22 protein-coding genes are annotated in these 21,100 nt (G+C 40.4%); 5 read left to right on the top strand and 17 right to left on the bottom strand.

Annotated elements, in window-relative coordinates; genetic code table 11:
• Window positions 1–103: 103 nt before the first annotated feature.
• Window positions 104–877, top strand: coding sequence for a formate/nitrite transporter family protein (locus tag CUU64_RS02665; RefSeq protein WP_101631731.1), 774 nt, complete (start codon window positions 104–106; stop codon window positions 875–877).
• A 138-nt stretch (window positions 878–1,015) separates the two neighbouring features.
• Here the strand turns inward: CUU64_RS02665 and CUU64_RS02660 are convergent, their stop codons facing one another.
• Both CUU64_RS02660 and CUU64_RS02655 read right to left on the bottom strand, forming a co-directional pair.
• Window positions 1,016–1,513, bottom strand: coding sequence for a hypothetical protein (locus tag CUU64_RS02660; protein WP_101631730.1), 498 nt, complete (start codon window positions 1,511–1,513; stop codon window positions 1,016–1,018).
• Window positions 1,514–1,612: 99 nt separating this feature from the next.
• Window positions 1,613–2,059 carry a YueI family protein gene (locus tag CUU64_RS02655; RefSeq protein WP_101631729.1) on the bottom strand — a complete coding sequence of 149 codons (447 nt, stop codon included), beginning with the start codon at window positions 2,057–2,059 and terminating at the stop codon, window positions 1,613–1,615.
• A 230-nt stretch (window positions 2,060–2,289) separates the two neighbouring features.
• Here CUU64_RS02655 and CUU64_RS02650 point away from each other — a divergent pair, with 230 nt between their 5' ends.
• Window positions 2,290–3,033, top strand: a complete 744-nt coding sequence (locus CUU64_RS02650; RefSeq protein WP_101631728.1) for a L,D-transpeptidase family protein — start codon at window positions 2,290–2,292, stop codon at window positions 3,031–3,033.
• Between the two features lie 1,080 nt (window positions 3,034–4,113).
• A complete protein-coding gene (locus CUU64_RS02645; protein ID WP_374702693.1) occupies window positions 4,114–5,316 on the top strand; it encodes a chromate transporter in 1,203 nt (400 codons plus the stop codon).
• A 104-nt stretch (window positions 5,317–5,420) separates the two neighbouring features.
• On the opposite strand, the gene CUU64_RS22445 is transcribed toward CUU64_RS02645, so the two are convergent.
• On the bottom strand, window positions 5,421–5,543 hold the full coding sequence (locus CUU64_RS22445; RefSeq protein ID WP_257985383.1) for a hypothetical protein: 123 nt from the start codon (window positions 5,541–5,543) through the stop codon (window positions 5,421–5,423).
• 318 nt (window positions 5,544–5,861) lie between these two features.
• Between CUU64_RS22445 and CUU64_RS02640 the strand changes: the two genes are divergently transcribed.
• The gene (locus CUU64_RS02640; protein ID WP_101631726.1) at window positions 5,862–6,962 is read left to right on the top strand and encodes a CotS family spore coat protein; all 1,101 of its coding nucleotides are present in this window, start codon (window positions 5,862–5,864) and stop codon (window positions 6,960–6,962) included.
• Entirely contained in the window at window positions 6,959–8,527 is a 1,569-nt protein-coding gene (locus tag CUU64_RS02635; RefSeq protein WP_101631725.1) for a glycosyltransferase family 4 protein, read from the top strand. The genes CUU64_RS02640 and CUU64_RS02635 overlap by 4 nt, the downstream gene beginning before the upstream one ends.
• A 38-nt stretch (window positions 8,528–8,565) precedes the next feature.
• Here CUU64_RS02635 and CUU64_RS02630 read toward each other — a convergent pair whose 3' ends face one another.
• The 14 genes from CUU64_RS02630 to queD all read right to left on the bottom strand — a co-directional run bounded on the left by CUU64_RS02630 (window position 8,566) and on the right by queD (window position 21,096).
• On the bottom strand, window positions 8,566–9,216 hold the full coding sequence (locus CUU64_RS02630; RefSeq protein WP_101631724.1) for an amino acid ABC transporter permease: 651 nt from the start codon (window positions 9,214–9,216) through the stop codon (window positions 8,566–8,568).
• A gap of 13 nt (window positions 9,217–9,229) precedes the next feature.
• The gene (locus CUU64_RS02625; protein ID WP_101631723.1) at window positions 9,230–9,868 is read right to left on the bottom strand and encodes an amino acid ABC transporter permease; all 639 of its coding nucleotides are present in this window, start codon (window positions 9,866–9,868) and stop codon (window positions 9,230–9,232) included.
• Between the two features lie 63 nt (window positions 9,869–9,931).
• Window positions 9,932–10,759 carry a transporter substrate-binding domain-containing protein gene (locus tag CUU64_RS02620; RefSeq protein WP_101631722.1) on the bottom strand — a complete coding sequence of 276 codons (828 nt, stop codon included), beginning with the start codon at window positions 10,757–10,759 and terminating at the stop codon, window positions 9,932–9,934.
• A 15-nt stretch (window positions 10,760–10,774) separates the two neighbouring features.
• Window positions 10,775–11,503 (bottom strand): amino acid ABC transporter ATP-binding protein, encoded by a 729-nt coding sequence (locus CUU64_RS02615; protein WP_101631721.1) that lies wholly within the window; start codon window positions 11,501–11,503, stop codon window positions 10,775–10,777.
• Window positions 11,504–11,777: 274 nt separating this feature from the next.
• Window positions 11,778–13,139 carry an APC family permease gene (locus CUU64_RS02610; RefSeq protein ID WP_257985382.1) on the bottom strand — a complete coding sequence of 454 codons (1,362 nt, stop codon included), beginning with the start codon at window positions 13,137–13,139 and terminating at the stop codon, window positions 11,778–11,780.
• A gap of 14 nt (window positions 13,140–13,153) precedes the next feature.
• A complete protein-coding gene (locus CUU64_RS02605; RefSeq protein WP_101631720.1) occupies window positions 13,154–14,059 on the bottom strand; it encodes an acetamidase/formamidase family protein in 906 nt (301 codons plus the stop codon).
• Between the two features lie 77 nt (window positions 14,060–14,136).
• The gene (locus CUU64_RS02600) at window positions 14,137–15,507 is read right to left on the bottom strand and encodes a hypothetical protein (RefSeq protein ID WP_101631719.1); all 1,371 of its coding nucleotides are present in this window, start codon (window positions 15,505–15,507) and stop codon (window positions 14,137–14,139) included.
• Complete coding sequence (locus tag CUU64_RS02595) at window positions 15,500–16,201, bottom strand: response regulator transcription factor (RefSeq protein WP_101631718.1); 702 nt, start codon at window positions 16,199–16,201, stop codon at window positions 15,500–15,502. The genes CUU64_RS02600 and CUU64_RS02595 overlap by 8 nt, the downstream gene beginning before the upstream one ends.
• Entirely contained in the window at window positions 16,182–16,943 is a 762-nt protein-coding gene (locus CUU64_RS02590) for a sensor histidine kinase (RefSeq protein ID WP_101631717.1), read from the bottom strand. The genes CUU64_RS02595 and CUU64_RS02590 overlap by 20 nt, the downstream gene beginning before the upstream one ends.
• Window positions 16,944–17,438: 495 nt before the next feature.
• Window positions 17,439–18,620 (bottom strand): CaiB/BaiF CoA transferase family protein, encoded by a 1,182-nt coding sequence (locus tag CUU64_RS02585; RefSeq protein ID WP_101631716.1) that lies wholly within the window; start codon window positions 18,618–18,620, stop codon window positions 17,439–17,441.
• 300 nt (window positions 18,621–18,920) lie between these two features.
• Window positions 18,921–19,331, bottom strand: a complete 411-nt coding sequence (locus tag CUU64_RS02580; protein ID WP_101631715.1) for a hypothetical protein — start codon at window positions 19,329–19,331, stop codon at window positions 18,921–18,923.
• A gap of 166 nt (window positions 19,332–19,497) precedes the next feature.
• Window positions 19,498–19,770 (bottom strand): phage holin, encoded by a 273-nt coding sequence (locus CUU64_RS02575; RefSeq protein WP_101631714.1) that lies wholly within the window; start codon window positions 19,768–19,770, stop codon window positions 19,498–19,500.
• A 128-nt stretch (window positions 19,771–19,898) separates the two neighbouring features.
• Window positions 19,899–20,627: a 7-carboxy-7-deazaguanine synthase QueE gene (gene queE / locus CUU64_RS02570; protein WP_101631713.1), complete on the bottom strand. Its 729-nt coding sequence runs from the start codon at window positions 20,625–20,627 to the stop codon at window positions 19,899–19,901.
• A complete protein-coding gene (queD, locus tag CUU64_RS02565) occupies window positions 20,620–21,096 on the bottom strand; it encodes a 6-carboxytetrahydropterin synthase QueD (protein ID WP_101631712.1) in 477 nt (158 codons plus the stop codon). Before queD ends, queE begins: the two co-directional genes overlap by 8 nt.
• Window positions 21,097–21,100: the final 4 nt, after the last annotated feature.

The following is a 21,100-nucleotide window of genomic DNA, read 5'->3' as shown; positions in this document are numbered from 1 at the left end:
TCCCCCGTCTCTTTTAGGTTTAGAGGCGGGGTGTTTTATGGTAAACAACCTACATACATGGAACTTATTACATTATTTTTCTTAATATTAGGAGGATTTCAACATGGCATTTCGCAGTCCACAACAGATCGCAGAAACTGCAGTCGAAGCTGGTGTCAAAAAAGCGTCACTATCCCTCCCTAACATGCTGATACTTGGCTTTTTAGGTGGAACTTACATTTCATTAGGTTATCTTTTGTATATTCGTGTAACCGCTGGCATGCCGGCAGAATGGGGAACATTTACCCAATTTTTAGGAGCAGCAGTTTTCCCTTTAGGCTTGATTTTGCTAGTTGTTGGCGGTGGTGAACTTCTTACTGGTAACATGATGGCGCTGCCAATCGCGGCATTAAATAAAAAAGTCGCGATGTCCAAGGTAATCATAAATTGGTTCTGGATTACGATTGCAAACTTTTTAGGTGCTATATTTATTGCTTATTTCTTTGGCCATATTGTGGGGTTAACAGAAATGGAGCCTTTCCTTCATAAAACAGTGGCGACAGCACAAGCGAAGGTTGACCCTACTTTTATACAGAGTCTAGTATCCGCAATAGGCTGTAACTGGCTAGTTGCATTGGCTGTCTGGTTATCTTACGGCTCTGAGGATACTGGCGGGAAGATCCTCGCTATTTGGTTCCCTATCATGGGGTTTGTTGCTATTGGATTCCAGCACGTTGTCGCAAACATGTTCATTATTCCTGCTGCCATTTTTGCAGGACACCTTACTTGGATGGATTATCTAGGAAATTTTGTTCCCGTTTTCATTGGGAATGCTATAGGCGGAGCTCTTTTTGTAGCTTTCATTTACTGGTTCGCATACCTTCGTCCGAATAAATAAATAAATCAAACCCCCTTTCCTCGCGAAAGGGGGTTTGATTTTGCCGGTTTCTTCTATATATAAAAACACTGCCATTAGAAAATAACAAATGATTACGTTTATAATACTAGTCCTATCTTTTCTAAAATAATATCTGGCTCATCTAACTCTTAACATAGATATATACTGGATGGTGCCCTGTTCAGCCTTAAAATTTGCTTCAAATAGATAGTTCCCTGCTTTATCTGGAGCATGGAATGTCCCTTGCAGGTTTTCCACCTGCATCTTTTTTCCATTTTGGCTAAGGAAGAGCAGCACTTGTTTCCCATTCAGTTCATGTCCTTTGTCCTTAATATAAAACCGAACTTTTGCCCCCCTCTTTAACGTTTGTTCAGGATTCTTCCGTGCGTACTCCTGGACATCAGGAATATTTTCAGACAACAACTGATTGCTTTCACTTTTCCATTGGTAATTTGCTTGTGGAATTTGTTCGCTGTTAAAGACTGTACTTAAATATCCATTTGGGATAACTTGTGTATGTTTTATGGTGTCCTGGCCGCTATAGCCATGTAAAATGAAGACTGAAAATAGCAAGGAGAGCAAAACAACACCATTAACTAAGATTGTGGAAACTGCCGAAAATACCTTCCAATTCATAATGTTCCCCCCGGGTAAGCAGCGTTTGATTTATTTATAAGTTCAGCTTACCTCTCCTCATTCCCTTCTTTTCCTAATAAAAAAACTACCTAATAGCGATTATCTTTTCGGTTTTAGCTTTTTGCCAAGCCAAGAAAAGATACTTTGTTTTTTCGCTTTTCCTGTTGCCTCTTTTCTCCTTTGTTCCACCGTAATAATCTCTTTGTCGATTGCTGTATTGTATGCCAACACAAGACCTAAATCGGTCTGATTTCCGTTTTCTGCGACGATTTTGAAAGACACGTTTTGTTTGGTCGCCAATTCAATGTATTTTGCGATTTCAGAGTATTCCATTTCGCCATTTAATAATAAAGTTGCTTTGGGATTCTGTTTTAGCTGGCTTGCAATTTCGGGGTAAACTGTTTTTTCCCTCACCTGTCCCTTAGTTAAAACAACAACTACTCTTTCTCTAAGTGTACCTAGGTATTTCTTTCGTTCTTCTGGTTTTATTTCTTTTACTCCATAAATCCCCTGCTGGAGCACTTCTTCTACCGTTTTCTTTGACATTTTTATACCCTCCTATTAGCTTAGCTTCCCATCTTATTAAATGAATGTATCCGGGCTTCCTGACACTTTTATCTTTAGATTTCACAGAGTTTCAATGATTTATCGAAGGGGTTTTAGGTGCTCACTGCAATACAGGTAAAATCACCTATACATTACTGTAATCAATAGCCAGTCTTGCGGCATAGGATGGTAGAGTTAGAAATCAACATAGATATAAAGGAAGGGAAGAAATGAGAAAATTTTTGCTTAGTGCTCTCCTGGTTTGTTTTATGTTCATGGGGGTAACTCCTGCGTTTGCACAAGGAAGCCAATTCATCATCATCAACAAAGGTAACAACCAGCTAGGCTACTATGAAAACAGCACGCTGACCAAGGTCTTCAGGGTTGCTACAGGAAGGAGCGCGTCCTATACGCCGGAAGGGAATTTCAAAATTGTCAACAAAATCGTCAATCGTCCTTATTATAAGAAAAACATACCTGGAGGAAGCCCTCGAAATCCATTAGGAAACAGATGGCTGGGACTTAACGCACGCGGTACTTGGGGAACCACTTATGCCATCCATGGCAACAACAATCCAAGCTCGATCGGCGGTTATGTAAGCAGCGGCTGTGTCAGGATGCATAACAGCGAAGTACAATGGCTTTTCTCAAAGGTAAAAGTTGGTACTCCAGTCATCATCACGACATCTGGAAAAACGTTTGATGCGATTGCAACAGCCAAAGGATATAAAGTTAAAAAATCAAATATTACCATTCCTGTATATTCTTCGGCAGTGTTAAAGAAAGGCAGCCGCGGTGCTGAAGTGAAAGAACTGCAGCGAACTTTAACAAATCTGGGGTACAGTACAAATGGCATTGATGGGGTTTTTGGGTCTGGAACCGATTCAGCAGTCCGTAAGTTCCAAAAAGCTAAGGGATTAAAAGTCGACGGTGTCGTAGGCCCCGCAACAAAAAAAGTATTGGGAATGATATGAAAAATAACGTTAACCCAGTTTGCTTCGGGTTAACTTTTTTGTTTTTAGCCATCGAATACCATAACTAGCTATTGGGTAAACTAAAGACAATTTTTTGGAGATGAGAATGTTGTACGATGATTTAGTGGAAGGTATTCTCCAAGCTGTGCTTGCGGCAGGCTGGATTGGGATGTTTATTATCCTTGGGTTCATTCGTTTAGAAAGATAGTCAGAGCATAAAGGGGTTCACTTTAAATACTGCAAATTATTTTCCAGTGCGTATAAAGTCCAGGCAATCTTCAGTCCAGAAGTGTCGTTTGGCTATGTTTGAAAAATGGATTTTGAATTTTTTCCGTCCATATTATGGGTCCATACAAATTTCCCGCTACGTAGAAACTATTCTATGGTTGTCCAATACTATCAGGTACTAATTCCAATAAAATAAAAAAGCCAGGAGCTTTTCATTCCCGGCTTTTTACCAATCGTTTGTATTTTCTAATAGCTGGTCGATGTCTACAATGTTCAGATCAAGATCTAAATCGGCAATCCCCGCGGTAGCCTCCAATAATTTATCAATATCAATATTCCTCATAGGTAAAACCTCCTTAATGTCTGATTGATGTTATGTAATACGGTTTTATATACCCTTTCTGGTTTCCTGTTAAACACTTCGTTAACAAAAAAGGTAATTATGTGGGTAGAAAGTTTGATTTAATAATTGTCATGTCATTGTTACGAAGCAGAAATATATTTATAGAAACCGTCATAAAACAGGATGGTTTGACATAATACGTGCAGTTAGAAAACTAGCATCATCGTATCTTATATCAGCCTCCCTTCTCTTCTTAATCCTTTGGCTCGACTATAAGTTTATTAGGAAAACAAAAATCGTTAAATTAACGGATTGCGATTTAAATACAAATAAATAATGTTTAGAACGGATTTAATCCCCCTCGGTATTTACACGGTACTTCAGGGGTTTTTTATTTCAAGCTCAAATCTGTTCAATGTATTAAAAATTTGTAAATTCATGCGTAAATTTTTGCGATGAATCCCCCTTTTCTGCTACATTTTATCTAGTTTATTTTGATTTAGGAGAAGATGATGAATAAAAAAAAGAATGGTACATTTTCAACCCTGATAGAACTACTATTTGTATCTTTTAAATTAGGACTCACCTCTTTTGGAGGGCCAGTGGCGCATTTAGGGTATTTTCGTGAGGAATATGTTAAGCGAAGGAAATGGTTGGATGATAACACCTATTCTGATTTAGTCGCTTTATGCCAGTTTCTTCCTGGTCCTGCCAGCAGCCAAGTAGGAATCAGTATAGGAACACTGCGTGGAGGAATGCTTGGAGGGGTTGCTTCCTTTATTGGATTTACCCTTCCTTCTGTAATCGCACTAATTGCCTTTGCTTTATTGATTGATGGTTACCAGGTTATAAATTCAGGTTGGATTCACGGTCTAAAGCTTGTTGCAGTAGCGGTAGTAGCTCATGCCATTGTAGGAATGTCAAAAGCGCTGGTTCCTGATGTGCCAAGAAAATCGATTGCCTTATTTGTTATGATTGCCATTTTGCTATGGCCTTCCCCCCTTAATCAAGTGGTAATGATTTTGCTGGCCGGAGCTATTGGACTTGTCTTATATAAAGATGAAGCAAGTGAAAATCATGTACATAATAATAATTTTAGTGTTTCTTTTAAAACAGGACTAATCTGCTTGGCAATCTTTTTTGTTTTATTATTCGGCCTTCCCCTCATAAACACATATACGAACATCCAGTGGCTTGCCATGGTGGACAGCTTTTACAGGGCTGGTTCACTCGTGTTTGGAGGCGGACATGTAGTTCTTCCGCTACTTGAAACCGAATTTGTACCTGGGGGATGGCTTAGTGAAAATAACTTCCTGACAGGATATGCCGCTGCACAGGCCGTTCCGGGCCCGTTATTCACGTTTGCTTCTTATATCGGTGCAGTGATAGGAGGCTGGCCTGGAGGCTTGCTGGCTACTGCTGCGATTTTTCTGCCAGCATATTTGCTCGTGATTGGCACTTTGCCATTTTGGGATCGAATTCGGCGCAATCCATATGCAGGCGGTGTGTTAAAAGGTGTAAATGCAGGAGTACTAGGACTTTTAATAGCAGCTTTCTATGACCCGATTTGGACTAGCTCTATTTTTAAGCCTCAAGACTTTGCATTTTCTGCGTTTATGTTTTTTATGCTTGCATATTGGAAGGTTCCTCCATGGGCCGTAGTTATCACAGGTACATTTGGCGGCTGGCTGCTTTCATTATTACAAAATTGACTAAAAAAATCCGGAGGAAACCGGATTTTTTTAGTGTATGTAATTAAAACTTTGGCTTGTCATCTAATAGCAGGGCTTAAAGGAATGGATGACTCCCATTCCTCTTAGTCTAACGCTGAAATCTTCCAGAAGAGCTCTTCAAAATAATCAACAGAACCATCTTCCACCCTTTCATCCGGTGTCTCTATAATGAATGAATAATTACTTTTCATGATAATGGTTTTCATCTCTAATTCCCCCTACCCTTACTATATAAATATGCAATGATAGGCTTGTTAGGTGATTACAACAAAATATTTTAAGTAAACATCCTCATTTTTTCCTTACGGATCTTTATTGTATCCGACAATGTCCTATACAACTGTTTCAAGGTAGCATAATTTAGTAAAAAGTACAAAAATACACACAGGAATGCTAGCCTGTCGGTGAATAAACATTAGCCAAATTTAAAAAGTGGCTCAGTTGGGTCGTGGAAGATACATGATGGACCTTTTTACGGTACTCCGTAAAGATTGGACATTATTTTAGTACGTAGGAGGGATAAGGTGGAAAACACAATCATTACACCTTGGGAAGTCGACGAACTAACGCATGAGTTTTATGTGCCCGATTATATTGAAACCATGGCACAAGATGTACTTAAAAGTTATGACCTGTCGGTTTCCAGCATCCAGGTTGTGACTACAAAGCCTGATAAAGGAGGAGCCATTTGGAAGATCGAGACAAATAAAGGGCCGAAAAGCTTAAAACTCCTCCACCGCAGGCCGACAAGAAGCTTGTTTAGCTTAGGGGCCCAGGAGTACTTGGTAGAAACTAAGTCTGCAAGAGTCCCGGCGATCGTTCAAACAAAAGATAGCATGAATTACGTGGAAGCTGGAGGGAAATTGTGGTTTGTAGCCGAATGGATTGAACCTTTAGAACCAGTCACAAAAGATTTAGAAGGCGCAAAACACCTCTGCCGCGCACTGGGCGAATTCCATCGATTAAGTAAAGGCTATGTTCCGCCTGCCGGAGCAGAAGTTGCTTCAAGAATCCATAAATGGCCGAAAAGCTTCGAAAAGACGCTAATTAAAATGGATTGGATCCGGACGATCGGAAATGCCTATCGGGAAATGCCTGCCTGTCAGACAATACTAGATGTCGTGGATCAATTTGAGGAACAGGCAAGAACAAGCATTGAGAGGCTCAATCAATCAAATTATTTTGAATTAGCCAAACAGGGTAACCAATTCTGGGGCCTCGTCCATCAGGATTACGGCTGGTCAAACGGTCAAATGGGCCCCGGCGGCATGTGGGTGATCGATCTAGACGGTGTAGCCTTTGACTTTGGAATCCGTGACTTAAGAAAATTAATATCCGGTACTATGGCGGATTTATTTCACTGGGACGTAACATGGGTACGTGAAATGATTAAAGCTTACCATGAAGAAAATCCAATTACCCCGCAACTCTATGAGGTTCTAATGATCGAGTTTTCCCTCCCAAATGAATTTTACAAAAATATAAAAGAAGCGGTGTACGAACCTGAATTATTTCTAAATGAGCAAACTACTCAGCTTATTCAAACCATTGTAAATACTGACCAAACAAAGTGGCCTGTTCTTAAGGAAATCGAGAATGATTGGAAGGGAGTGGAACAACAATGAAAATACTGATGATTTGTACAGAAAAGCTTCCAGTTCCAGCGGTACTGGGTGGGGCCATTCAAACTTATATTTCAGGAGCCCTCCCCTATTTAAGCAAACATTATGATATCACGGTGTTAGGCATTACTGATCCTTCCCTCCCTGACAAGGAAACCATAAGTGGTGTCCACTATGTTCGTGTACCAGGACAAATCTTTGAAGTATACCGGGAGGCTGTTGTGAGATATGTTGAATCCAACGAATTTGACCTTATCCACATTTTTAACCGCCCTCGGCTCGTTCTGCCCATCAGGAAAGCAGCACCCCACTCAAAGATAACCCTCAGCATGCATAATGACATGTTTAAAAGGGAGAAAATTGATCCTGAAGAAGCGAATGAGGCACTGAATGAAATTGCCGGAATTGTAACGGTCAGTGATTATATTGGCAATGTGATTCGGGAATTGTATCCCCAGGCGTCTTCCAAAATCCGTACCATCTATTCAGGGGTAGACCATAACAGATTTTTGCCGGGAAGCCACCCAAAAATGCAAAGCATTCGCAGCCAGCTTCGAAAAGATCATGGTTTGGAAAATAAGACTGTGATTTTATTTGCAGGCAGGCTATCGCCTAATAAAGGTGTAGATAAACTAGTCAGGGCCTTGCCAGAACTCTCAAACAAATTCAAGGACCTTGCCCTCGTGATTGTAGGAAGCAAGTGGTTCAGCCAGGAGGATACAACTGATTTCATTGCCTATGTTCGGGCATTGTCGAAAAAATTGCCAGTTCCGGTTGTCGCAACAGGGTTTGTGTCACCTGATCAAATCCAAAATTGGTTTGCGGCCGCAGATATATTCGTTTGTACTTCCATATGGCAAGAACCACTGGCACGTGTGCATTACGAAGCCATGGCTGCCGGGCTACCGATTATAACCACAGCAAGGGGCGGAAATCCCGAAGTCATCCAACCAGGTGAAAACGGACTAGTAGTTGAGAATGCTGAGGATCCTGCCGCCTTCACTGAAAAGATCTCAACAATCCTGTCAAATAAGCCATTGATGAAGCAAATGGGAGAAAAAGGAAGGCAGCTTGCAATAAAAGAATATAATTGGGAAAGGGTAGCAACTGATATACTGGAAGTTTGGAAGGCTGCGATGAATTGGTCGACCGAAGCCTTGTCTGACGAAGAAGCTCTTGAAACTGTTGAAGATTTAAATATTGAGGATTCTATCCCAGAGACTGCAGTTATCGTAAATGATGAACTAAACCCTAAGACAGTTACTAACAAGAAGAAAAAACAAGAAAATAAAAAATCACGTGTTCAAAATGAAAAACAAAATACTGATTCAGTCACCAGAGCGGTTGATTTAACAGTTGATCCAGTGGTCGAAAATACTATTTCAATTAGCAAATCCGAAGGACGATTGCTCAAGGGTTCTGATCCTGTTTCGCAAAAGGATAGATTCAGAGAATCACTAAGAGATATGCTTAGGCAATCAATCCGTAATTCACTCATGAGTTCCTTCCCTGAGACCGCCACAATGGCTGAGACATTCCGGGAATCAAGAAGAAAATTGCGCAAGTAAGAAAGCATGAAAAGAGGCTGACTCGGATCAGCCTCCTTCTATGCTTGTTTAATTTCCAATCTACGGGCTATTAAGGATAAGCCATAATTTACTATAAAGTACATTAGCGCTACGGTGACAATGATCGGAATGATGTACACGTCCTTTTGCGCATATACGATTTGTGCATTGTGCATTAAATCCGGCAGGGCAATAATGACAGCCAGCGATGTGTCCTTTAATAGTGAAATGAACTGGCTTACAATTGGAGGTACCATTCTTTTTAATGCCTGCGGTAGAATGATATGGTACAAAGTTTGAACATAGGTAAGCCCTGATGAACGGGCTGCCTCTATCTGTCCTTTTTCGATCGACTTTAAGCCGCTGCGGATAATTTCCGAAAGCATCGCTGATTCAAATATGGTCAAGGCAGCGATAGCCGCATAAATAATATCGAGTTTAATTCCTACTTCGGGCAATGCGAAATATGTAAAGAAGATGATCAATAACAATGGCAGGTTCCGAATTGTTTCAACCAATACCGCCAGCACCTGTGATACGACCGGAATGGATGCATAGCGTAGGATGCCTACAATCCCGCCGATAAGGAAGCTTAAGATTATGGAAATGAAAGCAACCTTTATAGTGACCCAGAAACCCTCCAGCAAAAAACTAAGATGGTCTGGTGAAAGCGCTCCAGCGAAATCCATCTCGACACCTCCCTCAATTGTTTTTGGCTAGGCGTTTTTCCATGTAACCAACGCCAAGGCTTAATGGAATCGTTAAGCTTAAATAAAATAGTGCCACAAAAATATAAACATCAAATGTTACATAAGTGCGGGATGAAATTAAGTCAGCATGATACATTAAATCCAACCCTGCAACAACACCCAATATTGAGGAGTTTTTTACAAGATTAATAAATTGGTTTCCTAGTGGCGGGATGACGATTTTGATTGCCTGCGGAAGAATGATAAGCCGCATGGTTTGTCCGTAGTTTAGCCCCGAAGAACGAGCCGCTTCCATTTGGCCTTTGGGGACAGAAAGGATTCCAGCCCGGATTGCTTCGGCAATGAAAGCAGCCGTATAAATCGTTAACCCCAATGCTCCAGCCACAGGGCCGCTAAATCTAAGGCCAAAGAAAAAGAAAAAAACGATAACAAGTAAAGGAATGTTGCGAATGAATTCAACATAAACCGTTCCAAGCCAGTTTAGAGGCTTAAAAGGAGCGATTCTAAAGACGGCGATTAGCGTTCCAAGAACAAAGCTTGCTATAAGTGCGATAAGACTTGCGATAATGGTAGTCTGATAGCCCTCAAGATAAATATCAAAGTTTTCAGTCAAGATTGTAAAATCGAGCACATCGTTCCTCCTCCTAATTAATCAGGATGAGCAAAATGATCGCCCATCCTGATTAAGAAGATATTATTCCTTGATCCACTTGTCGTGAATTTCATCGTACTTTCCTGAATCCCTTAGCTTCTTAAGTGCATCGTTAAGGGCATCAACAAGTTCTGTATTTCCTTTTTTAACAGCAATACCATACGGTTCTTCCGTGAAAGTGCCGCCTACCAATTCATAGGACGGATCTTCGTCAGCCATACCGTAAAGAATTGCGTCATCAGTAGTTAATGCGTCACCCTGCTTGGATTTTAAAGCGGTAAAAGCCTCTGCATAGTTTTCAAATTCTAATACTTGTGCCTCAGGTGCCTTTTCACGAATATTGATAGCAGAAGTTGAGCCTTTAACAGCAAGGACTTTTGTGCCTTTTTTCAAATCTGCAATACCCTTGATTCTGCTACCCTTTTTTACAAGAAGGGATTGGCCTGCTTCAAAATATACATCGGTAAAGTCAACTTCTTTTTTGCGTTCCTCTGTAATTGTCATAGTAGCCACGATTGCATCAATATCTCCGTTATTAAGGAGCGGAATCCTGGTTTTTGATGTAACCTCTTTAAATTCTACTTTGTTTTCATCACCTAGAATTTCCTTGGCAAGCTGCTTGGCAATATCAATATCAAAGCCCTCTACTTCACCCGTGCTTGGATTTTTTAACCCAAAAAGACGCGTATCGTGTTTGACGCCGATGACAAATTTGTCACGCTCTTTAATTTGCTCCAGGGCATTCGTGCTTTTTTCTTCACTGCCGCTTCCGCTCGTTTGTTTTTCATTACTTCCGCATGCAGCTAGGATCAATACAGCCATCATTGAAACAAGTACCAGTTTAAACAAGTTTTTTTTCTTCAACTTCATTTCCTCCCCTTTTTATTAGTGATTTAAAATACGGCTGAGAAATAGCTTGGCCCGCTCTTCACGAGGGGTTGCGAAAAATTCAGCCGGTGTTGCCTCCTCGAGGATGCGGCCCTCATCCATGAAAACAATTCGGTCCGCTACTTCCTTGGCAAATCCCATTTCATGGGTTACGACTACCATCGTCATACCTTCTTTCGCCAAGGCCTTCATAACATCAAGCACTTCTCCAATCATTTCGGGATCGAGTGCAGATGTAGGCTCATCAAACAGCATAACTTCGGGGTTCATCGCAAGTCCGCGTGCAATGGCAACTCGCTGCTGTTGTCCTCCCGATAGTTGGGATGGATAGGCATCGGCCTTTTCGGCTATGCCGACCTTCTTAAGATATTGTAATGCTGTTTCCTTTGCTTCTTTCTCTGATTTTCCCAGCACCTTGATGGGGGCAAGAGTAATATTTTGAAGCACGGATTTATGAGGATAAAGGTAAAAATGCTGAAACACCATACCAATGTTACGTCTAAGCTTATTGATATTCGTTTTTTTATCAGCGACTGAGATATTATTGACGGTTAATTCCCCGTTGGAAATGGTTTCAAGGTGATTAATACAACGGAGCATTGTACTTTTGCCTGAACCAGAAGGCCCTATCACAACAACAACTTCTCCCTTGTTAATTGTTAGATTAATATCTTTCAATACATGAAAATCACCGTAATACTTATTAACCCCCTTGAATTCGATCAAATTTTCAACCTCCCTTTTACAATACTTGTATGTATAAATACTAGCGTTCAGATTAATATTGATAGTATGAAAATTCTGAACACGGTTATTATAATAGAATTATATTCTGATATGTTCAATAAAGTCAAATCATGCCAAGTATATCGTTACCATTTATATAAATGTAATCCAGAAGTATGTCTTAATTATCTATTATGCTTTTGAAATTTATAACAGAGAACATAGAAAAACCCGGTTGGGACACAAACCGGGTTTTTGAATAAATAGAATCTGATTATGCATCAAGCTCTAGACTAGTATCTTTTTTCATTAATTTAAGTACTATCAGGTAAACAATTCCAATCCCAAGCCATGTGAAACCAAGCTGCTTTGATAGTTCATCAAGGTTTAACCATACATAACCGATGACAGCGAAACCGATTGCGGGCAAAAGTAAGTGACGGAAATAGTCCTTGCTCCCTTTTTTCCCGATATAGTAGCTCACTACGGAAATGTGCAGAAATAAAAATGATGACAACGCCCCAAAATTAACAACGGATGCCAATTTATCTAGATGAGAAGCAAAGAATCCGGTAACTCCTAGGGAAATCACTGCTATCAAAAGAGTACTGATGTACGGCGTGTTAAATTTTGGATGAATCTTGGCCAAGATGACAGGAAGCTTTCGATCGCGCGCCATGCTGAACAGAATACGGGAAATCGCTGCCTGTGCTACAAGTGCGTTTGCAATTCCCCAGGACAGGGCTGTTGCGACAATTGTAAGTGTCTTTAACCAAGGTCCGCCGGCAATTTCAGCAATTTGGTAAAAAGCAACATCAGGATTCTCAAAAGCTTTATAGTCTGGCCAGATTAACGCAGCGACCCACGTTTGGATGATGAACAATGCACCGACTGTTAATAAAGCATATACACATGCCTTTCCTATTGATTTTGTTCCATCCTTCGTTTCCTCTGCAAGAGTAGATATTCCATCGAAACCTAGGAAGCTAAGTACAGCAATGGATACCGCCCCCATCACAACATTCATGTTAAATTCTCTGTCATTATAAACTGGATCCATGGTAAATTCCGCACCATTAACCCCATGTATGATAGCAGTTATGCCCACCGCAAGGAAAATACCAAGTATAATCAATTCAGCAATGACAATAATCTTATTCGCACGGGCTGTAAACTCGATTCCTAGAATATTAATGACAGTATTAATGGCTATGAATATAACAATCCACAAATAACTCGGCACACCTGGTAGCATATCGCCAAGTGCAGCAGCACTCACTAAGTATAACAATGCCGGGATGAAGACATAATCTAATAAAATAAGCCAGCCGGCAATGAAACCGACAGAATCATTGATTCCCCGCTGAGCATATGAATATACCGAGCCTGCAATAGGAAATGCCTCAGACATTCTAGCATAGCTGAATGCGGTAAAAATCATACCAACCATTCCAATGAGATAGGCAAGCGAAACCATCCCATTCGAGCCTTGGGCAACTACTCCATAGATGCCAAATGGAGCAATCGGTACCATAAAGACCATTCCGTATATAAGCAAATCCCAAAAGGTCAGAGACCTCTTCAAAGCCGGCTTGGCAGTAGGTCCGCCATTTGATTTTTGTTTATGAACTTCCACTCATTCATCTCTCCTTAAAAAACTTTAGTTATTCCCAGTTTGTTGAGCAATTCTTTTGATACTAGGCAACGGGCTGTTTTTAATGGGTCTACAATCTGGCTGACCTGCACCTGGCCAGCGGCACTTAGAAGCATAGTTGCGTCCTCGATGGTAAGATCTGTCCGCTCAAGTAAGTAATCAACCATTTCCTCAACAGCTTTTTCCGCTGATTCATCAAGTGTTTGTTTAGAAACTAAGAACGCCATGCTATCACTCGTTTCCACAACAGGAACATTTAGGTTTCCGCCTTTTATGACATCTAGAGTAACCGTAACTTTTGCGGGGATTTCAATACCTGATACACAAACTTCACCGTCACCCATAGCTGCGTGAACATCACCCAAAGAAAAAAGAGCTCCACTGTGAAACACAGGAAAGTATAAAGTTGCACCTTCACCTATGAGTTTGGTATCCATATTTCCTCCATGATCTCCGGGAGTGCCACATGATACCGCCCCTTCCTTTGGTGCCACACCGATAACCCCGATCATTGGATTTAATGGCAAACGGATTTGTTCATTAAACACTGCATCATTACCTTCAATCTGTATCATCTTAAGAGAGAACTTATCAATCCGATGACCCATTACACCGAGGTCAGGACCTGTTGCCATGACACCTCTATCTTCCAGTTCAATCTTGTTGATTTTCACAACAAGAATGTCTCCCTCCTCAGCGCCGTTTATGTAAATTGGACCGGTAGCCGGATTTATTTGTGTCCAATCAATACTTTGATAAGAAGTTTCTTCTGATTGGATTTGATTCAAAAAACAGTCGTAGGTCTCGATTTCAACCGTGTCGCCGGCTGAAGCATGTAAGACAGGTTTATGTTTAGCGCTCATTTCATAAATATAGGAACTCTTCTCCAATACCTTAGCCATAATAAAAACACCCTTCCATTTTTCTTTAGATTATAAAGAATAAAACGAAAGGGATTTTATAAAATCTTGTGCACTTTTTATATCATTTTATCTTTTTCAGAAAAATCGAAATAATAAATGACGAGCCCAAGGAAAATTGACGAGATCAATCCAATATATAAAGAAAGGGCAAATGAATCATAAAAACAATAAAAAGCAACTGTTCCTGTTGGTGTAGACAGCATCACAATTGGGATCCAAGAAGGCAAAATTCCTTTTCTTAATAGGAGTGCCATCGAAGGAATGGACATAGAAGCAGAAAAAAGTAAATATATAAAAATGATTTGCAAGGAGTGCCCCATTAACGTATTGGCAAATGCAACAGACATTGCCCCTGCTATCATTGAAAATAGATAAACTTTTTTGGTGGTCGCAAGTTTACGGCTAAATTGTTCAACAACGGCTACCGCAAGAGAATTTATTGAGTATATTGAAAAAATAATCGAATGTGCTGCTGTAATGAACCAGATAAAGACGGCGACTGATAGTAACAAATCACCCTGATTTTCTGTAAAAGAGCGGAGTATTGGCAACCAATCCGAATCGAAATATTGGCTTGAAATATATACAAAGTAAACAAGCAATGAAATTGAAAAGGATGCACTGCCGGCTACTGCTAACTTTATGGCTGAAGAAAAATGAGGTCTTTTTAACGACAATAACACCCTCCAGATGAACAGACTGGTAGAAATTTTCAAGCACACTAAATTAATTAAAATAATCGTAAATACGAAACCGTCTTGTAAATCGACAACATGTATAAAGGACCAATTACTGTATAGCTGATACACATGTTCAATCCCTTTAATGACATATAAATAGATGGGTAAAAAAACAAGAGCTGCTCCGGTGACAATCATCAAAATCTTAACAGCCCTGGAAATACCTCCAATTCCTCCAAGACCAGAAATTATTACACAAAAGGATACCAAAAGCGAAATAAACAGCAGGCCATTTGTATCAAAAAGGGTGCGAAACAGCCACAGAGCAATGGTTGGTTGTATAATAAGCCCGTCTAAATTTACTAGCAGCAGAATAATGAAAGAAAGATTCCTGCCCTTTCCTGCAAATTTACTGGAGTATATATCTGGTAACCCCCTGATATTTTCAGATTCCGCTTGTTTTATTGCCAATGGTATACATTTGGAAAGGAGAAGGTAAGCAAGAATATAAAAAGCGATCCAATAAGTAATACTTATTCCTAGTCCGAAGGCGACACTTGAAAAAAACGCCATTTCAAATATCCCGCCGGAAAAAAAAACTGCCCATATTAGAACGGTTCCTTTCCCGATCCCATATTGAACAGTGGGTGAAAAATAATCAGCAACCGAACGATGGGACACTACAATTTCAAGACAATAAATCAGGAGACCGGCTCCAAAGAATAAAAAATAATACCAATCAAGCATTCTTTTCTTTCTCCTTGTAAACACTCGGAGAAACGCCTTCATACTTCTTAAAAGCCGTGCTGAAATGGTTTTGGCTGGAAAAACCGGTTTTTTCAGCTATCATGCCCATACTTAAAAATGGATTTTGTTTAATCATTTCTTTTGCCTTTTTAAGGCGCAGCTCTACAACGAATTCCTGAAAATTCTTACCTGTTTCCTCCGTGAATTTCCTGCTCAGATAAGACGGGCTAACATGAATAAAAGAAGCGAGTTCCTGGAGGTTTAACTTTTTAGAAAAATGATGTTGGATATAATCCATTACTTTGTGAATTTCCGGTGACAGCTCAGTCCTGCCAAAATGCAATATAAAGTGCTCCAGGGCTTGATAAAGCTCTCTAGCAATCACAGGCTTGGTTAAATAATCCATAACCTGAAGCTTGATGGACTGGCGGGCATAGGCAAATTCCTGGTATGCGGTAATCATCATGCATTCTGTTTGATAATTTTCCTTTATGTATGCGCAAAGATTCAATCCATTCTCTCCTGGCAAATGTATGTCGATTAAAGCTAGGTCAAAATGATGATCTGCAAGGAGCCGTTTCGCCACAACCCCATCTTCCGCTTCTTTAATTTCCCACAAGGGATATTTTTCTTTTATTAAATACCGCAATTGTTCCAATTCGAGCGGCTCATCATCAACGAGTAATATTCTCATTTCCATCCCCTCCCGGACTATAGGGCCACTCTGCCATTACTACTGTAAACGGATAAACACGTCTTAATTGGACTGAAGTCCTCAAATCGTATATCAACATTAGCCGTTTTCGTATATTGGCAAGACCCACACCATTTTTTTCCTCGTACTCCGGCTGTGTATCGGGGCCGTTATCCTTTACTGAAAGCCTTACCCAGTTTCCATACCTTTTCAATTCGATATGAAGCAGCTTTTCACCGGTTTTTCTTTCTAATCCATGTTTAAAAGCATTCTCTACAAAGGATTGAAGAATGTAGGGAGGCAGATATGTCTGCTCGGCGTATTCATCAATTTCATAGCTTACCTGTAAATTACGGCCAAACCTCAGCTTTTGGATTGATATATAGTGTTTTGTATATTCAAGCTCAAGATAAAAAGGAACAAGCGCTTCTTTATCTTTGTATTTATAACGTAAAAACTGAGAAAATTCTTCCATGGCCTCGACTACTTCTCTCGTTCTCCCAAGTCGGCCAAGTGATAGCATAGCATTTAGCGAATTAAATAGGAAATGGGGCTGAATTTGTTGGTTCAATTGTAAGTACTCCATTTTTTGGAGTTCCTTCTCAAGCAAGATCCGATTATTCTCCAATTGCAGGTAATCGAATTCCCGTTCGAAAAAATCTAACAGCAGTAACAACACAAAACCGGCGATTGGAAAACCGATTGCAGTGAGGATTATCATGGTGAAAATAGTTTCATTCATATGGTTTCTCCTCTATATCATGGCATATTTTAAATGTTGTAACCGAATAGTGCAATACAGACATTTTGCTGACTCGGGATATAAGCAGAATATTATCATAAACAAGCATTTTTTCACTTGACGAATGACATTTCGAAGCTGGATTTTTGGATGAGGAAAATATGAGAAGGGTGATTAATAGCACTTTGAATTTATATCCGTGGGCTACTGTTGAGGCTTGGAAAAATATCGCTTCTTTTTATGTAGTCCTTGTAACCGTGGAGTTAATGCTGATTGCAACATCTAAGTGTATGGTACTGTTTCAATGGTAAGTTTCATTCTGTGGGAAATTTGATATTTCTGACAGGTATGTCCCGATTATATTAATTGCATTTGGAAAAGCGGCCGCTTCTGCATTGCAATCCACTCCCTTGCCTATTGAAGATATAGCTTGTTTCATTTAGGGAAAAAATGAAGGATCCCGTTGTTAGATGGGATCCTTAGGGCAGCTTCCTTCTAGGCAATCGTTCCGTTTTCCCTCAATAAGGATATTTCTTTATCACTCTTGCCCATTTCCCGTAAAACTTTCTCAGTATGCTCTCCTAATTTGGAACCGGTATGGTAATATACCGGGTTAAAGGCAGTTGATTTAATCGGGTTAGCGATTTGTTTCTGCAAACTCCCCTTCCCATCTGGAACCTCAACAATCATCTCTCTCGCAGAAATTTGCGGGTGACCGCATGCTTCAGCAAAATCCAATACCGGCTCGACGCAAGCTTCTCTTTGGGAGAAAATTTCTTTCCACTCGGCAAAGGTTTTTTCACGGAATATATGCTTTAATGCTGTTTTAAGTGACCTGATTCCTTCTTCACTTTGCTTCATCGCTGTTTGTACTAAATCTGGCCTTCCAATAGCCTCGCAAAGGGATGCGAAGAACTTGGGTTCGAGGCTCCCGACCGAAAAGTATCGCCCATCACTTGTTTCGTAGAAATCATAAAAACTCCCACCGTTAAGTATCATGCTTTCACGTTCAGGCTGATTCATCCCTGTAGCAACAAATCCAGCTCCTAGCATTGCATTCATCGTAAAGCAACTGTCAGTCATAGAGATATCCAGCCACTGCCCTTCCCCCGTTTTCTGCCTATGGATAATCGCAGATAAAATGCCGATAATGGAGTGCAGAGATCCTCCAGCTATATCGGCAACTTGCGTTCCAATGGGTGTCGGCCCTGTTTCCTTTCTTCCGGAATACCCCATAATGCCGGAAATCGATAAGTAGTTGTTATCATGTCCTGCCCTGTCACGGTAAGGGCCGGTTTGCCCGTATCCAGTAAGAGAGCAAAAAATGATGCGTGGATTCACCGCTTTCAATGCGTCATAGCCAACACCCAGCCGGTCCATGACGCCAGGCCTGAATTGTTCAAGGACAATATCGTAATCTTGTACCAGACCTTTGACAATATCCACTGCTTCAGGCTTTTTTAAATCAAGGGACATTGACTTTTTTGATCGGTTTAACTGACCATGAGCCGCCGAAACGCCATTGACAAAGGGAGGAAAGCTCCTGGTATCATCCTTTCTAACATGAGATTCAATCCGAAGCACATCCGCTCCAAGGTCCGCGAGCATCATCGTTGCATAAGGTCCCGGAAGCAGCGTTGAAAAATCCAATATTCTTACCCCTTCTAATAGGCTCACACGCTTACTCCCCTTTTGATTAATATCCTATATAAATATCTTATCAAATAGGATATAATAAAGGGTGAATTTTTGCCGGAATTTTCAAAAAATACGCGTTGGATTGTCAGCATAATACCGTTTCTATTCAGATAGTATGAGAACTGAGTGTAACGAACGTAAAAACATGTGTTTTTAATTCAGCACAATTTGTTAATAGGGCCATTTAGAATTTTACTATAAATATAAAAGCGCCTTTTTCTATGGTAAGGCACTTTTATTGATGATCTTATAATTATTAAATAATGAAGGAGTTCAAGGCTATTCATTTTTAGCTTCTTCGAATGGCGCATAGAAAGTTCCCTTTGGGCCGAGCATGTCCGTCTCAGAAAGTTGCCTTTCCCCATTCACTTGATAAAATCCCGAGGGAAAATAATCAAAAAGGCCTGAAGTCTGGAATATTTCTACGTAATAGTCATGCAAATCCTCCATCAATTCAAGGTATTTGGCATGATCGATAATGTCTCCGGAATCATCCAGTTCAAAATTTTTCTTAATGGCATCTTGAAATTCATCATGGTTTGTGGTGGCTATATATAAATCTACGTCTCCGCATTCCATACAGAGTAGCATTTGCTCTTCTTTCACTTCCTCATATGCTGCCTGTACAATATCCTTTAATATTTGTTCGATTTCTTCGCGGTTGATTAACTCCATTTTGGTTCTAAGCATTGTATCTCCTCCCAGAATCTACTGGTAGTATAAGCAGTACCCTGTTTTTTACACGTAAAGCTTATGACAATATTGTATATCTTAGCGGGAAAAATGTCTTAAATGGAGATTGGTATGTGAACACTAGCAGGTTACTATTGCCAAGCAGAGGAAAAACCAAAATAAATTATTGGGGATCTGTGTAGTTTTTGGCACGTTCACTATCGCTAATGCCCTTTGTGGTTGGGTCAACTACACCGCCAATTCCCAGGAACGTGATGGCGAAGAAGTTGACGATTTGCAGAAAACCGTTCAGTGCATCATTACTGATGGTGAAGCCTATTGGGTAGATAAATTTATTGATGAAGGCGAGTATCATTTGAGCTAAAATTAATGCAGATGGAATGCCAACGGTTACTATCCACGTCGGGTTCCTGAATCTTAATTTCCAGTTAATCATAAATATCCCTCCCTATTATCTCATTGAGATAGTTTATAAATGTTTTAGAATAGTTGCTTGTACTCTTCACCAGCCAAGACAATAAAAAACGGCTTGTTTCCTGTAAGGAAACAAGCCGTTACTGCTTTTTAAACGCCTCTTTTATTGCCCCAAATATAGGTATGCAATTGAGGGAGAACTTTTATATCAGTCAATTCTTCGTCAAGCATAACTTTTTCAATTAACCATTCGTATTTTTGCAATAGACTGCTGATAAGTGCTTGGTCGTCTGTTGTTTTATTGTCATCATTCCCAACCTGCATATAGAAGGGAACGTTTGGATAACGCTGGTAAACTGCTTTTGCATATTCAAAATCTTTATCGTCGAAAACAACAACTTTTAAGCTTGCATTTTTTGTAGGAGCCCAATCAGTTAGCTTTTCCAGAATGGAATCAAGGATGATAAAATCTGTATTCATTCCGGAGCTCGGAGGCTTTGGCGAAATTGTTAGCTCATCAATATCCATAAACCAGTCCTGCCACCTGCTTCCCTGTGTTTCCAAGCAAACTTTTATGTCGTTTTGGTGCAATAAATCAATCAAGTTGGAGAGATTTTTTAACAATGCAGGGTTTCCGCCTGAAATCGTGACAAAAGAAAAACCGTTACCGCCAAGTCTCTTTAATTCATGCCAAATTTCTTCTGCCTCCATCTGGACGATGTCTTCCTTGCCTGTTCCGTCCCATGTAAAGGCAGAGTCGCACCAAGCGCACGAATAGTCACAGCCTGCCGTCCTGACAAACATCGTTTTTTGGCCAATCACCATGCCTTCTCCCTGGATGGTTGGACCGAAAATTTCCATAACAGGCAGCTTACTCAATTTCCATCCACTCCCGTCTCGCTTCCGCATAGCTTGTCGGGGTTTCATACAGCCTCACGAATTCCACTCTTGCCCCATCATATTTGTCTGTTCTGCTGGTAAGCGCTTCAGCCACTTTCTCATAAATCCAGACAACCATGTTTTCAGCCGTTGTATTCATCAAAGGTAGCGTTTCATTTAAATATCTATGGTCAAGGTGAATTTCAATCTCATTTTTCCAAATTTCCTTGATATCCCCGAAGTCCATCATCAGCCCACGCTCATCAACGAACCCGCTTATCCCAAAAATAACGCGGTAGGTGTGGCCGTGCAGATTTTTACATTTTCCTTCATAGCAGTGCAAATGGTGAGCGGCGTCAAAGGTGAATTCCTTGCTCACTAGAACCCGCTTTGAATGATATTTTAATTGTTCACGCTTGATGTCTTCATCTATTTTCTGGAGTTTATCAACGATCCTGAATCCGTACATGCTG

Origin of the sequence: Bacillus sp. V5-8f, from assembly GCF_002863565.1 — a bacterium.
GTDB lineage: Bacteria > Bacillota > Bacilli > Bacillales > DSM-1321 > Peribacillus.
The sequence above is the reverse complement of the archived record's forward strand: the minus strand, read 5'-3'. Positions and strand labels throughout refer to the sequence as shown.

Excerpts from the sequence above, each read along its gene's own strand:
- CUU64_RS02605 (WP_101631720.1), bottom strand. The coding sequence starts at position 14,059 with ATGGCTAAGGTATTGGAGAAGAGTTCCTATATTTATGAAATGAGCGCT.
- CUU64_RS02600 (WP_101631719.1), bottom strand. The coding sequence starts at position 15,507 with ATGCTTGATTGGTATTATTTTTTATTCTTTGGAGCCGGTCTCCTGATT.
- CUU64_RS02650 (WP_101631728.1), top strand. The coding sequence starts at position 2,290 with ATGAGAAAATTTTTGCTTAGTGCTCTCCTGGTTTGTTTTATGTTCATG.
- CUU64_RS02635 (WP_101631725.1), top strand. The coding sequence starts at position 6,959 with ATGAAAATACTGATGATTTGTACAGAAAAGCTTCCAGTTCCAGCGGTA.
- CUU64_RS02660 (WP_101631730.1), bottom strand. The coding sequence starts at position 1,513 with ATGAATTGGAAGGTATTTTCGGCAGTTTCCACAATCTTAGTTAATGGT.
- CUU64_RS02620 (WP_101631722.1), bottom strand. The coding sequence starts at position 10,759 with ATGAAGTTGAAGAAAAAAAACTTGTTTAAACTGGTACTTGTTTCAATG.
- CUU64_RS02655 (WP_101631729.1), bottom strand. The coding sequence starts at position 2,059 with ATGTCAAAGAAAACGGTAGAAGAAGTGCTCCAGCAGGGGATTTATGGA.
- CUU64_RS02595 (WP_101631718.1), bottom strand. The coding sequence starts at position 16,201 with ATGAGAATATTACTCGTTGATGATGAGCCGCTCGAATTGGAACAATTG.
- CUU64_RS02580 (WP_101631715.1), bottom strand. The coding sequence starts at position 19,331 with ATGCTTAGAACCAAAATGGAGTTAATCAACCGCGAAGAAATCGAACAA.
- CUU64_RS02590 (WP_101631717.1), bottom strand. The coding sequence starts at position 16,943 with ATGAATGAAACTATTTTCACCATGATAATCCTCACTGCAATCGGTTTT.
- CUU64_RS02645 (WP_374702693.1), top strand. The coding sequence starts at position 4,114 with ATGATGAATAAAAAAAAGAATGGTACATTTTCAACCCTGATAGAACTA.
- queD (WP_101631712.1), bottom strand. The coding sequence starts at position 21,096 with ATGTACGGATTCAGGATCGTTGATAAACTCCAGAAAATAGATGAAGAC.
- CUU64_RS22445 (WP_257985383.1), bottom strand. The coding sequence starts at position 5,543 with ATGAAAACCATTATCATGAAAAGTAATTATTCATTCATTATAGAGACA.
- CUU64_RS02665 (WP_101631731.1), top strand. The coding sequence starts at position 104 with ATGGCATTTCGCAGTCCACAACAGATCGCAGAAACTGCAGTCGAAGCT.
- CUU64_RS02630 (WP_101631724.1), bottom strand. The coding sequence starts at position 9,216 with ATGGATTTCGCTGGAGCGCTTTCACCAGACCATCTTAGTTTTTTGCTG.
- CUU64_RS02575 (WP_101631714.1), bottom strand. The coding sequence starts at position 19,770 with ATGATTAACTGGAAATTAAGATTCAGGAACCCGACGTGGATAGTAACC.